Annotated in this window: 13 protein-coding genes; 8 read left to right on the top strand and 5 right to left on the bottom strand. The window is 65.3% G+C overall.

The genetic code is table 11. The annotated features are described in order from the left end of the window. The first annotated feature begins 70 nt into the window (after nt 1-70). The 8 genes from xdhA to BHD06_RS11200 are packed head-to-tail and all read left to right on the top strand — an operon-like array spanning nt 71 to nt 9,757. Nucleotides 71-1,477, top strand: a complete 1,407-nt coding sequence (gene xdhA, locus BHD06_RS11235) for a xanthine dehydrogenase small subunit (RefSeq protein WP_080457113.1) — start codon at nt 71-73, stop codon at nt 1,475-1,477. Continuing rightward, the gene (gene xdhB, locus BHD06_RS11230; protein WP_080457112.1) at nt 1,474-3,810 is read left to right on the top strand and encodes a xanthine dehydrogenase molybdopterin binding subunit; all 2,337 of its coding nucleotides are present in this window, start codon (nt 1,474-1,476) and stop codon (nt 3,808-3,810) included. Before xdhA ends, xdhB begins: the two co-directional genes overlap by 4 nt. Further along, on the top strand, nt 3,807-4,751 hold the full coding sequence (xdhC, locus tag BHD06_RS11225) for a xanthine dehydrogenase accessory protein XdhC (RefSeq protein WP_080457111.1): 945 nt from the start codon (nt 3,807-3,809) through the stop codon (nt 4,749-4,751). The genes xdhB and xdhC overlap by 4 nt, the downstream gene beginning before the upstream one ends. Further along, a complete protein-coding gene (locus tag BHD06_RS11220) occupies nt 4,748-6,265 on the top strand; it encodes an ABC transporter ATP-binding protein (RefSeq protein ID WP_080457110.1) in 1,518 nt (505 codons plus the stop codon). Before xdhC ends, BHD06_RS11220 begins: the two co-directional genes overlap by 4 nt. 48 nt (nt 6,266-6,313) lie before the next feature. Continuing rightward, complete coding sequence (locus tag BHD06_RS11215) at nt 6,314-7,396, top strand: ABC transporter permease (RefSeq protein ID WP_080457109.1); 1,083 nt, start codon at nt 6,314-6,316, stop codon at nt 7,394-7,396. Continuing rightward, the gene (locus BHD06_RS11210; RefSeq protein ID WP_080457108.1) at nt 7,393-7,734 is read left to right on the top strand and encodes a hypothetical protein; all 342 of its coding nucleotides are present in this window, start codon (nt 7,393-7,395) and stop codon (nt 7,732-7,734) included. The genes BHD06_RS11215 and BHD06_RS11210 overlap by 4 nt, the downstream gene beginning before the upstream one ends. Nucleotides 7,735-7,740: 6 nt before the next feature. Beyond that, complete coding sequence (locus BHD06_RS11205; protein WP_080457107.1) at nt 7,741-8,661, top strand: ABC transporter permease; 921 nt, start codon at nt 7,741-7,743, stop codon at nt 8,659-8,661. A gap of 22 nt (nt 8,662-8,683) precedes the next feature. Next, the gene (locus BHD06_RS11200; protein WP_080457106.1) at nt 8,684-9,757 is read left to right on the top strand and encodes a BMP family ABC transporter substrate-binding protein; all 1,074 of its coding nucleotides are present in this window, start codon (nt 8,684-8,686) and stop codon (nt 9,755-9,757) included. A gap of 54 nt (nt 9,758-9,811) precedes the next feature. On the opposite strand, the gene BHD06_RS11195 is transcribed toward BHD06_RS11200, so the two are convergent. From BHD06_RS11195 to BHD06_RS23740, 5 genes are all read right to left on the bottom strand, one after another. Further along, nucleotides 9,812-10,750: an alpha/beta hydrolase gene (locus BHD06_RS11195; protein ID WP_080457105.1), complete on the bottom strand. Its 939-nt coding sequence runs from the start codon at nt 10,748-10,750 to the stop codon at nt 9,812-9,814. A 91-nt stretch (nt 10,751-10,841) separates the two neighbouring features. Next, nucleotides 10,842-11,462, bottom strand: a complete 621-nt coding sequence (locus tag BHD06_RS11190) for a class I SAM-dependent methyltransferase (protein WP_080457104.1) — start codon at nt 11,460-11,462, stop codon at nt 10,842-10,844. 20 nt (nt 11,463-11,482) lie between these two features. Beyond that, entirely contained in the window at nt 11,483-12,178 is a 696-nt protein-coding gene (locus BHD06_RS11185; RefSeq protein ID WP_080457209.1) for a phosphatidylcholine/phosphatidylserine synthase, read from the bottom strand. Between the two features lie 59 nt (nt 12,179-12,237). Then, complete coding sequence (locus BHD06_RS11180; RefSeq protein WP_080457103.1) at nt 12,238-12,900, bottom strand: phosphatidylserine decarboxylase; 663 nt, start codon at nt 12,898-12,900, stop codon at nt 12,238-12,240. Between the two features lie 102 nt (nt 12,901-13,002). Further along, nucleotides 13,003-13,161, bottom strand: coding sequence for a hypothetical protein (locus tag BHD06_RS23740; protein WP_176214336.1), 159 nt, complete (start codon nt 13,159-13,161; stop codon nt 13,003-13,005). Between the last annotated feature and the right edge of the window lie 81 nt (nt 13,162-13,242).

The following is a 13,242-nucleotide window of genomic DNA, read 5'->3' as shown; positions in this document are numbered from 1 at the left end:
CGCCTTCTACGCCGCATCGAAGGTCAGGCACATCACGGGCAGGTATTCGGTAAGGCGGCAGGCACCGAACATGACCCTCACGTTTCTTCTGAACGGAGAGTGCGTGGATGCGGGGGGCCTTCCCCCGACCACGACCCTGCTTGACTGGCTGCGCGAAACACGCGGCCTGACCGGCACCAAGGAGGGCTGCAACGAGGGCGATTGCGGCGCCTGCACGGTGATCGTCAGCGACGAGACCGGCGCGCGCCCGCTCAACGCCTGCATTCTCTTGCTGCCGCAATTGCAGGGCAAGGCCGTGCGCACCGTCGAAGGGATAGGCGGACCGGACGGCGGACTGCACCCGGTGCAACAGGCGATGATCGACCATCACGGATCGCAATGCGGCTTCTGCACGCCGGGCTTCATCGCCTCGATGGCCTGTGCGCACATGAATGGCGAGACCGATTACGACCGCGCGCTTGCCGGCAATCTCTGTCGCTGCACCGGCTATGCCCCCATCCTGCGCGCCGCCCGCGCCGCCGAGACTGCGCCGGTGCCTGACTGGATGCAGGACGATCCCGGTTTCTTTTTGGCAGAAATACTCTCGGGGGGGGCCGAAGGGCGGGGGGCCCAAAGCCCCCCTGTGTCGCTGCACCCAGGAAGCACGGATGACCTGGCACGGCTTTACGCGGCACACCCGCAGGCCACGCTGATCGCCGGGGCGACGGATGTGGGGCTGTGGGTGACCAAGCAACTGCGCGATCTGGAGATGCCGATTTTTCTCAATGCCTGCACCGACCTGCAAGCAGTGGACATCAACGATACCGATATCCAGCTTGGTGCCGGGCTGACCATCGCCCGGTTGATGCACGTGATCGCACCGCATCACCCTTCCTATGCCGCGATGCTGCGGCGCTACGGCTCTGAACAGGTGCGGGCGGCGGCGACGCTGGGGGGCAATATCGCCAATGGCTCGCCCATCGGCGACAACGCGCCCGCGCTCATCGCCCTTGGGGCCACGCTGCACCTGCGCCATGGTGACACCCGGCGTGCGATGCCGCTGGAGGATTTCTTTCTGGACTACGGCAAACAGGACCGGGCCGCCGGCGAGTTCGTCGAGGCGATAAGCCTGCCGCGCCAGCCAGACCGGCTGCGCTGCTACAAGATCTCCAAACGGTTCGATCAGGACATCTCGGCGGTCCTCGGCTGTTTCAACATCACCGTCGAGGCGGGCCATGTCCGCGCCGCGCGCATCGCGTTCGGCGGTATGGCGGGCGTTCCCAAACGCGCCGCCCATGTCGAGGCGGCATTGATCGGCCGGCCCTGGACCGAGGCCACCATTGACGCCGCGCAGAGCGCCTGGGATCAGGATTTCGCACCGCTTTCGGACATGCGCGCCTCTGCCAGGTATCGCCTGCGCGTCGCGCGTAACCTGCTGCGGCGCTATTTTCTTGAAGATCAGGGCACAGCCATATCGGCGCTGGAGGTGCGGGCATGAGCATCGCCAAACCGCTGCCGCATGACGCCGCCCGCCTGCATGTGACGGGCACGGCGCGCTATGTCGACGATATCCCCACGCCGCGCGACACGCTGCACCTGGCCTTCGGCCTGAGCGATGTCGCCTGCGGGCGGGTGACAGAGATGGACCTTGCAGCCGTGCGCGCCAGCGCCGGTGTCGTGGCGGTGCTGACTGCCGATGATCTGCCGCATGACGCCGACTGCTCTCCCTCGGCGCACGATGAGCCGCTGCTTTGCACCGGCGACGTGCACTACCACGGCCAGCCGCTGTTTCTGGTGATCGCCGACAGCCACCTTGCCGCGCGCCGCGCCGCAAGGCGCGGCAAGCTTTCTTGTGAAGAGATCGCGCCGATCTTCACCATCGACGACGCTCTCGCCGCCGATAGCCGTTTCGAGGAAGGGCCGCGCATCTACGCCAAAGGCGATGCCACAGCCGCCATCGCCACCGCGCCGCATCGGGTCGAAGGCCGGATCGAGATGGGCGGGCAGGAGCATTTCTACCTCGAAGGCCAGGCCGCGCTTGCCCTGCCGCAGGAGGGCGGCGACATGGTCATCCATGCCTCGACCCAGCATCCCACCGAAGTGCAGCACAAGGTCGCCGATGCCATCGGGCGGCCGATGCATGCCGTGCGGGTCGAGACCCGGCGCATGGGGGGCGGGTTTGGCGGCAAGGAAAGCCAGGCCAATGCGCTGGCTGTCGCCAGTGCCGTGGCGGCGATGGTCACGGGGCGGCCCTGCAAGATGCGCTACGACCGCGACGACGACATGGTTATCACCGGCAAGCGGCACGCGTTCCGCATCACTTATCGCGCGGGCTTTGACGACGAGGGTCGGCTCACGGGTGTGGAATTCGTCCACTACGCAGATTGCGGCTGGAGCCAGGACCTGTCGCTGCCCGTGGCCGACCGCGCCATGCTGCATGCCGACAACGCCTATCATCTGCCAACGGCGCGGATCGAGAGCCACCGGCTACGCACCAACACCGCCTCGGCCACGGCGTTTCGCGGCTTTGGCGGGCCGCAGGGGATGCTGGGGATCGAGCGGGTGATGGACCACGTGGCACACGCGTTGGGGCTTGACCCGGTCACGGTGCGGCGACGCAATTACTATACGGCAGCGGATGGAGGGGGGCTGTCTGCCCCCCGCGCTTCGCGCCCCCCCGAGAGTATTTCAGCCAAAAAGAAACAGTGCACGCCCTATGGGCAGGAGGTGGAGGATTTCATCCTGCACGAGATGACCGAGGCGCTGGTCGAGACATCCGGCTATCACGCCCGGCGCGCGGCAGTGGCGCAGTGGAACGCGCGCAACCCGGTGCTCAGGAAGGGCATCGCGCTCAGCCCGGTGAAGTTCGGGATTTCCTTCACGCTCAGCCATCTCAACCAGGCAGGCGCATTGGTGCATGTCTATCAGGACGGCTCGGTGCAGATCAATCACGGTGGCACCGAGATGGGGCAGGGCCTGTTTCAGAAGGTGGCGCAGGTGGCTGCCGCGCGGTTCGGCCTGCCGCTGGAGACGGTGCGCATCACCGCCACCGATACCGGCAAGGTGCCCAATACCTCCGCCACCGCCGCAAGTTCGGGCAGCGATCTCAACGGTATGGCGGTGCAGGTCGCTTGTGACACCATACGGCAACGGATGGCGGAATTCCTGGCGCAGTATCATCAGGAGATGCCCGAGGCCGTGAGCTTCGAAGGCGGCACCGTGCGCGTGGGCGCGCAACAGCTCAGTTTCGCGCAGGCCGCGCGGCTGTGCCATGAGCATCGCGTCAGCCTGTCTTCGACCGGGTATTACAAGACGCCCAAGCTGGCCTGGGACCGGATCAGGGGGCAGGGCCGCCCGTTCTACTATTTCGCCTATGGCGCGGCGGTGACCGAGGTCGTGCTCGATACGCTGACCGGCGAGAACCGCATCCTGCGTGCCGATATCGTGCATGATTGCGGCACCTCGCTGAACCCCGCACTTGATATCGGGCAGATCGAGGGCGGTTACGTGCAGGGCGCGGGCTGGCTGACGGTGGAGGAATTGATCTGGGACAACGCCGGGCGGCTGCGCACCCATGCGCCCTCGACCTACAAGATACCGGCCTGTTCGGACCGGCCCGAGGTGCTCAATGTCGCGCTCTGGGACGTACAGAACCGCGAGGAGACGATCTATCGTTCCAAGGCCGTGGGCGAACCGCCCTTCATGCTGGGCATCTCAGCCTTCCTGGCGTTGTCGGATGCGGTGGCGTCCTGCGGCACGCGCTATCCGGCACTTGACGCGCCCGCCACGCCGGAGCGACTCTTGCAAGCCATCGAGAGGATGCGCGCATGAGTTTCGATCTGGATGCCTTGCGTGCAGCGGTGTTGCGGCATGGCCGGGTGAGCCGGGTGGTGATTGCGGCCACCCATGGCTCGGTCCCGCGAGAGGTGGGGGCGGCGATGCTCGTCTGGCAGGGTGGCCAATCGGGCACCGTGGGCGGCGGGACGCTGGAATATGAACTGGCGGGCGCGGCACGGGCGCAGGAGCAGCCCACCCGCCTGAGCCGCCACGCGCTCGGCCCGGATATGGGGCAATGCTGCGGCGGCGCGGTCGAGGTGGTGAGCGAGGTCTATGATGCCGCGCGCGTGGCCGGGCTGGAGCGGCGTGACGTGATCGCGCGCCCTGTCACGGGCGGCGATGCGCCTCCGCTCGCGGTGCGGCGCATGCTGGCGCGAGCGCGGGACCGGGGCGCGTTGCCCGCGCCGACGCTGGTCGAGGGCTGGATGGTCGAGCCTGTGCACCCGCACGCCGCGCCCCTCTGGATCTGGGGGGCGGGGCATGTCGGCCGCGCGCTTGCCGCCACATTCGCCCCGCTGCCCGATTTCCGCGTCACCTGGGCCGATACCGGCGCGGCGCGGTTTCCGGCTGTGGTGCCGGACGATGTCACGGTCTGGCCCGCGCCCAACCTGCCCGCGCTTGTCGTGCATGCCCCGCGCGACGCGCATCATCTGATCGTCACCTATTCGCATGAGCTTGACCTAGCGCTTTGTCATGCGCTCTTGCGGCATGAATTTGTCACTTGCGGGCTGATCGGATCGGCCACGAAATGGGCGCGGTTCCGCAAGCGGCTGGTGGCCCTTGGCCATGCCCCTGCCGAAATCGCGCGCATCGACTGTCCGATTGGCGACCCGAACCTTGGTAAACATCCGCAGGCCATTGCCGTCGGCACCGCGACTGCGTTACTGAAGAAGCGACAAGCACCCGCCGCCCGCCATCAGGGGACAACCGCGTGACGACGCCGCTGCTCAGTATCTCGGGCCTGACCAAGGCCTATCCCGGTGTCGTCGCCAATGACGCCGTGTCCTTCGATATCATGGAGGGCGAGGTGCATGCGCTTCTGGGTGAGAACGGCGCGGGAAAATCGACGCTGGTCAAGATGATCTATGGCCTGGTGAAACCCGACAGCGGCGCAATGACCCTGCATGGCGCGCCCTACGCCCCGCCCGATCCGCATGCGGCGCGTAAGGCAGGCGTGGCGATGGTGTTTCAGCATTTCTCGCTCTTCGAGGCGATGAGCGTCGCCGAAAACGTGGCACTCGGCATGGAAGAGCCGCCGCGCCTGCGCGACCTTGCCACCCGGATAAGGGATGTCTCGGAGACCTATGGCCTGCCGCTCGATCCCGGGCGCATCGTCGGCGATCTTTCGGCGGGCGAGCGACAGCGGGTCGAGATCATCCGCTGCCTGTTGCAGGATCCGCGCCTGTTGATCATGGATGAGCCGACGAGCGTGCTGACCCCGCAGGAGGTGGCGATCCTGTTCCAAACCCTGCGCAAGCTGAGCGGCGAGGGGGTGGCGATCCTCTATATCTCGCACAAGCTGGAGGAGATCCGCAGCCTGTGTGATCAGGCGACGATCCTGCGGCAGGGGAAGAATGTCGGCACCTGCCTGCCGCGCGAGACCTCGGCACGCGCGATGGCCGAGATGATGGTCGGGTCGAGCTTTGCCGCGCCGGAACGCGCGCCGCGCGCCCCGGGGGAGGTGTCGCTTGAGATCACCGGGCTCTCGGTCGCCTCGCCCTCGGCCTTCGGCACCGCGCTGAGAGATATTCACTTGACGCTGCAGGCCGGTGAAATCCTGGGTCTTGGCGGGGTGGCGGGCAACGGGCAGGACGAGTTGCTGTCGGTGCTGTCAGGCGAGATTTTGTGTGACGCCGAGGCGATCCGGCTCGATGGCACACCCATCGGGCGGCTGGGTCCGACCGCGCGGCGCGGGTTGGGCCTGCTGGCCGCGCCCGAGGAACGGCTGGGCCATGCCGCCGCCCCGGATATGAGCCTGACGGAAAACGCGTTTCTGACGGGTGCGCAGCGCGAGGGGCTGACCGCGCGCGGCTTCATTCGCTGGGGTGCGGCGCGGGCGTTCGCGCGTGCCATCATCGAGCGGTTCGATGTGCGCACGCCGGGTCCGGAGGTGGCGGCGCGGGCGCTGTCGGGCGGCAACCTGCAGAAATTCGTGATCGGGCGCGAGGTGCTGCAACGGCCACGCGTGCTGGTTGTCAATCAGCCGACCTGGGGCGTCGATGCCGCCGCCGCCGCCGCGATCCGGCAGGCGCTGCTCGATCTGACGGCGCATGGGGCGGCGATCCTCTGCATCAGCCAGGATCTGGACGAATTGATGGAAATCTCCGATCGGTTCGGCGCGCTGAACGAGGGGCGACTGTCGGAGATCCGGCCTGCGCAGGACCTCGGCGTCGAAGAGATCGGCCTGATGATGGGTGGCGCGCATGGCATGGAGGTGGCGCATGTCTGAGACGTCGGATTTGAGTATTTTTGCCATAAAGAAATCCGGGGGCGCGCGATGCTGAAGCTGGAGAAGCGCCCGCAGCCCTCGCGGCTCTGGACATGGGTGACGCCGCTTCTGGCGGTGGTGATCACCATGCTGGCGGGGGGCGCGCTTTTCGCGGCACTTGGCAAGGATCCGGTCGAGGCGATCGCCACGATCTTCTGGCAGCCGCTCTTTGGCGAGTTCGCGTTCTATTACCGCCCGCAGCTTTTGATCAAGGGCGCGCCGCTGATCCTGATCGCCATCGGTCTCAGCCTCGGGTTTCGGGCCGGGATCTGGAATATCGGGGCCGAGGGGCAGTATATCGTCGGTGCGCTGACCGGCGCGGGGGTGGGGTTGGCGTTCTACCCTGCCGAGAGCGTGCTGATCTTTCCGCTGATGGTGCTGGCCGGGGCGCTTGGCGGCTGGGTCTGGGCGATGATCCCGGCGGTGTTAAAGCTGCGTTTCGGCACCAATGAAATCCTTGTCTCGCTGATGCTGGTTTATGTGGCCGAGCAGTTGCTGGCCGCCATGGCGCTTGGCCCGATGAAGAACCCCGACGGCATGGGCTTTCCCGGATCGCGCAACCTGCGGCAATACGACAGCGCCCATAACGCCGAACTGATCACTGGCACCGGCATGCATTGGGGCGTGGTGGCGGCGTTTATCGCGGTGATCTTTGCCTATGTGCTGCTGACGCGGCATTCGCTGGGTTATCACATCCGCCTGACCGGCCAAGCCCCGCGCGCCGCACGTTTCGCCGGGGTGCGCCCAGCGCGGCTGGTACTGGTCTGTCTTGGCACCGCCGGGGCGCTGGCGGGTCTGGCGGGGATGTTCGAGGTGTCCGGCCCCGCAGGCCAGGTGAGCATAGATTTCAACGTGGGCTACGGGTTTACCGCGATCATCGTGGCCTTTCTGGGCCGGTTGCATCCCTTGGGCATCCTGCTGGCTGGTCTGCTGATGGCGCTGACCTATATCGGCGGCGAGATCGCGCAATCCAACATGGGGCTGCCTGCCGCCGCGATTCAGCTTTTCCAGGGCATGCTGCTGTTTTTCCTGCTGGCGGTGGATGTGCTGACAAATTACCGCATCCGGTTTGCCGCCAGGGAGGTGGCATGATGCAGATGATCACCCTTATGGCTGGGTTAATCCTGGGCATCGCTTTGGGCGTGCTCGCCTTCTACGCGGTATTGTTCGGGGCCGCTTTTCTGTCAGATTGTCTCAAAGACTGTCAAATCCCAATTTGGCCCATTTCGCTATTGGTCTGCCTTCCCTTGATCCTCCTGATCCTTCGCGATTTGCTCTCCCGTGCGCGAAGCGATGCCACGCTGCGGCTCTCGATATCGCTTGATTGGTTGAAGAGTCGATCGGTGCCATTAGGCATGGCCCTGTCGCTGTTGCACCTGCAACGCGATTTTTCCAGTCTCATCGGTGAATTCGTCCAAATGGCGGTATAGGCAATGATGGAACTTACCTCGATCAGCCCCGAACTGCTGCTCGCCTCGTTGATGGTCGCGGCAACGCCGATCCTGCTCGCCGCATTGGGAGAGTTGGTGGTGGAGCGCGCGGGCGTGCTCAACCTCGGGGTCGAGGGGATGATGATCACCGGGGCGATCTGCGGCTTTGCCGTGGCCGTCAATTCCGGCTCGCCTGTTTTGGGTTTTGTCGCGGCCGCGGGGGGCGGCGCGGTGCTGGCGCTGCTTTTTGCGCTGCTCACGCAATTTGCCCTCGCCAATCAGGTGGCGAGCGGTCTGGCGCTGACGCTCTTTGGTCTCGGGCTGTCGTCGCTGCTGGGGCAGGGCTATGTCGGGATCAAGCCGCCGCCCGTGGCCAAGCTGGATATCCCCCTGCTCGGCGATATTCCGTTCCTGGGGCGGGTGCTCTTTTCGCATGACCTGATGGTTTATCTGGGCCTCGCGCTGGTGGGGCTGATCTGGTGGGTGCTCAAGTACAGCCGCGCCGGGCTGATCCTGCGCGCGGTGGGCGAAAATCACGACGCGGCCCATGCGCTCGGCTACAAGGTGGTGCGTATCAGGGTTGCGGCGATCCTCTTTGGCGGGGCCTGCGCGGGGCTGGGCGGGGCCTATATCAGCCTCATTCGCGTGCCGCAGTGGACCGAAGGCATGACGGCGGGTGCAGGCTGGATCGCCCTTGCCCTCGTGGTCTTTGCCTCTTGGAAGGCGGGTCGGGTTCTGCTGGGTGCGTGGCTCTTTGGCGGGGTGACGGTGTTGCAGCTGAATCTGCAGGCGGCGGGTCTTGCCATCCCGGTCGAGTATCTTTCGATGTCACCCTACTTGATCACCATCCTCGTGCTGGTCATCATGGCAGGCGACAAATCCCGCGCGCCCGCCTCATTGGGCCGCATCTTTCACGCCTCGCAATAAGATCAATCACAGGGAGATACGCATGAAACTCACGCATCTTTTGACCTCCGCCGCGCTTGCGCTTGGCCTTGCGACCACGGCCGTGGCGCAGGACAAGACCAAGGTCGGCTTCATCTATGTTGGCCCCATCGGCGATGGCGGCTGGACCTATGAGCATGACAAGGGGCGGCTGGCCGTCGAGGAGCATTTCGGCGACAAGGTCGAGACCGTCTATCAGGAAAGCGTGCCCGAAGGCGCCGATGCCGAGCGCGCGATCACGCAGATGGCGCTGCAGGGTGCGGACCTGATCTTTACCACCTCCTTTGGTTTCATGGAGCCGACCATCGCGGTGGCCGAGAAATTCCCGAACGTGAAGTTCGAGCATGCCACCGGCTACAAGGCGTTGCCCAATCTCTCCACTTATTCGGCGCGGTTCTATGAGGGGCGCGCTGTGCAGGGGCATATTGCCGGGCGCATGACCAAGTCGAATATCGTCGGCTATATCGCGTCTTTCCCGATCCCAGAGGTCATTCGCGGCATCAATTCGGCCTATATTCATGCCCGCAAGGTCAACCCCGAGATCGAGTTCAAGATCATCTGGGCCTATACTTGGTTTGATCCCGCGAAAGAGGCTGACGCCGCCACCGCGTTGATCGAACAGGGGGCGGACGTGATCCTGCAACATACCGATTCAACCGCGCCGCAGGCGGCGGCGGAAAAGGCCGGGAACGTTATCACATTCGGGCAGGCCTCGGATATGGGGGAATATGCCCCGATGCCGCGCGTCAGCTCGATCATCGACAATTGGTCGCCCTATTACATCGCGCGCACGCAGGCGGTGATGGACGGCACATGGCAAAGCCAGCAGGTCTGGCAGGGCATCGGCAAGGGCATGGTCGGTATCGGCGAGATCACCGATGCGGTGCCTGCGGATGTCAAGGACGAGGCGCTGGCCCTCAAGGCAGCCATGGCTGACGGCAGCTATCACCCCTTCACCGGCCCGCTGAAAAAGCAGGACGGAAGCGATTGGCTGGCCGAGGGCGAGGTCGCCGATGACGGCACGCTTCTGGGGATGGATTTCTATGTCGAGGGGATCAGCGGGCAAATCCCGAACTGATCCCCAGAGCCCGGGCAATACCGACCGTGCCGATTGCGGCGCGGCCGGTTGTCTTCATCGGCGGGACGAGGCCTCGTCGATGAAGGCGACAATGCCCGGTAAAAGCGCGTCGTGGAGCGGCAGGGATCGGTCGGTATAGGTGGCAAAGGGCCTGCCGGGCACCGCCGCCTTCAGCATATGCGTGCCCCCGGCAAGATCGATCCGGCGCGCCTGCGGCAGGGCGCTTTCGAGCAGATCGGCATCATGGGGCCGGACCTGAAAATCCGCGTCTCCCTGAACGATCAGCGCAGGGCCCTGCCACCCCTTGGCGAGGTCCACGGGATCGTGAGAGAAAAGATCGATCATGTAGCGCTGCAGGCCTACAGAAAAGAGCGGTTGCAGAACCGGGGTGACAGAGGCCGGGTCGCGGGTCTTGCCAGCTTCGAGGTCGGCCACGATGGACCTGATTTCAGGCATCAGGGGGCCATTGGCCGGGTTGGCCTCGAACTGTTCGATCATTAATCGCCCTGTCGGTCGTCCCGACGTCGCCAGCAGGATCAGACCGCAGAGCGAATCCGGCGGGTCTTGCGCCGCGACCAGCGCGACCAATCCCCCTTCGGAATGCCCGGCGATCCAGACGCATGGGGCAAGGTCTGCAGCATGGCCGACCCAGTCGCGGACATCCCCGGCATAGGCCCCGATCGTGACCGCGTTCGGATCGGCGATCGCGGCGGCGCTGCCGTAGAAGCCGCGCTTGTCGATGCGCAGCGAGGCGATTCCCTTCTGCGCCAGCCCCTGGGCCAGCAATTGGTAGCTGTCCGTCAATAGGCTCGCTCCGGGAGAATTCCCGTCCCTGTCCGTCGGCCCGGACCCCGGCACGATGACCACGGCATGCGCCGCGCCCCCGACCTCGATCTGCTCCGCTTCTAGCGGTCCGAGAGGCCCGGCGATCTGCACCGGTTCTGCGGTGGCCATTGCGGGGATGAGTCCGGCGAGAAGAAAAATCAGGCGCATGAAGGCCCCTCCGCTAGCGTGGCGCGGCGTGCAACCGATGCCGCTCTGGACGGTATAGGCACCGCTCAGTATTGCTGCGTCCTTCCCACACTCAATTCACCCGCTTTTCCAGCACCAGAAAGGTCATCATCCCCATCGGCGGCAGGTCGCTGCGGGTGATCACGTGCAGGCGCGGGTCTTGCAGGACGGTGTCGATCTCGAAATCCGAATGCCAGCCCAGCACCCGCTCCAGCGGGGCGGCGGCGCGGGCGAGGCCTGCCCAGACCCCGCGTTCGTGGCGGAAATGGTTGGTGATCACCACCTGCCCGCCAGGGCGCAGCACGCGGGCGATCTCGGTCATCACCTGTTCGGGTTCGGGCACCACCGACAGCACATGCATGGCCGCCACGGTGTCAAAACTGGCATCGGGGAAATCGAGGTCGCGCGCATCCATCTGGCGCAGCGCCTCGACATGTTCCAGTCCGCGCCGCGCCACACGCGCGCGCGCCTTGCGCAGCATGTCTTCGCTGTAGTCGAAGCCTGTGACCTGAAGGGCGGGATCATAGGCCTCAAGCGACAAACCGGTGCCGACGCCCACCTCCAGCACGCGCCCGCCGCGCGCGTTGATATGGCGCACCGCCTCGCGCCGCCCGGCATGGGTGATCCGGCCGAATGTCGCATCATAGACCGGGGCCCACCGGGCGTAGGAGTTCTTTACCGCTTCAAGTTCCATCGCTCACCTCGCTTCACCTCTCACCCAGATCGGTCCTTCGGATACCAGATCAAGGACGCCCAGATGACAATCGCGACATAGGCCAGACACATCACGATCAGCGCCGCCCAGGTAAAGAGCACGAGCGCGGCGGCGACGCAGGCAAAGCCGAGCAGGAAATATTTCACGTTCTCGCGCGAAATCTTGGTTTTCTTGAACGACCAGATCGGCACCGGCGAAATCATCAGAAGGCCCACCCCGGCCATGTAAAGCCCGATCAGCGGGGCGGGCGGGGTCGACATACCCGGAATGGCAAAGGTGACAAACATCGGCAACATCGCCAGGAGCGCGCCCGCAGGCGACGGCAGCCCCTCGAAATAGGCCCCCGATCCCCCCTTGGTGTCCTCGGATTTGGCCGAAACATTGAACCGCGCCAGCCGCATCACACAGCAGACTGCAAAGAACAGTACCGCGATCCAGCCGGCCTGACGCGCCACATCCTGAAGGCCCCAATAATACACCACCAGTGGTGCCGCGACGCCGAAGTTGAGAAAATCGGCAAGCGAATCCAGTTCGGCACCCATCGCGCTGCTGCTGCGCAAAAGCCGCGCCAGCCGCCCGTCTAGCCCGTCCAGCACCCCAGCGATGAGCAGAAGCTGCACCGCGCGCACATAGTCGCCCTGCACCCCCATCCGGATCGCCGTGACACCCGCGCAGATCGCCGCCACGGTCAGCATGTTGGGCAGAAGTTGCGCCAGCGTGACCTCTTTGCGGGGAGGATTGCGCGGGGGTTTGGTCACCGATTGAGCTCCGCCATGACGGTTTCACCGGCCACCATGGTCTGCCCCACACGCACTTGCGGGACCACCCCATCGGGCAGGTAGACATCGAGCCGCGAGCCGAAGCGGATCAGCCCGAAGCGTTCGCCGCGCGACAGCGCGCTGCCCTTGCCGACGAAACAGATGATGCGCCGCGCCACCAGCCCGGCGATCTGCACCACCGGCAAGAGGCGACCGTCGTCCATCTCGATTACGATGCCATTGCGCTCGTTATCCGCACTCGCCTTGTCGAGCGAGGCGTTGAGGAACTTGCCGGGGCGATAGGCGACCGCATGGACTTTGCCCGCCGCCGGGGCGCGGTTCACGTGACAGTTGAAGACGCTCATGAACACGCTCACGCGGGTGAGCGGCGTATCGGGCAGACCCAGTTCGGCGGGCGGCACGGCGGGCTCGATCAGCGACACGATGCCGTCCGCCGGGCTGACGATCAGGCCGGGGCGTTGCGGGGTCACGCGCTCGGGGTCGCGGAAGAAGTAGTAGCACCAGACGGTGAGGCCCACGCCCATCCATCCCAGCACATCCCAGAGCATGAACAGGACCAGCGTGATTGCGGCAAAGATCGCCACGAACTTGCGCCCGTCGGGGTGCATTGGCTTGATGAAGGTCTCGTGCATCTTCATGTGGACGGGCTCCTTGGGCGCGGTCACTCCCGCAAGCGCCTAAGGCCCTTGGAGCAAAGATGCAAGGCCGGGGCAGGCGCCATCGGGCCCGTGCGGTCAGGTTCAACCCTTCTTGGTGGCCTTTGCCTTGAGCCGCGCAATGAGCTCTTCCTTGGAGGGGCGCTTGCCGAACGGGTTCTTTTGCGACCCGGGCGCGTTGTGTTCCTTGTGACGCGGGGCGTTGGAGCCCTTTTTCGGTGCGCTTGCTGCCTTGTAATCCATGAATCTCGCCCTTTCGGCTCTGCGCCCCCGACGAGGGGCGCGATACGCCCCTTCTGGCTGCAAAACCGCGCGCGATCAAGC

Source organism: Roseovarius sp. A-2 (assembly GCF_002072155.1).
Taxonomy (GTDB): Bacteria; Pseudomonadota; Alphaproteobacteria; order Rhodobacterales; family Rhodobacteraceae; genus Roseovarius.
Note: the sequence above shows the minus strand (reverse complement) of the source record. Positions and strands in the feature narration are given on the sequence as shown.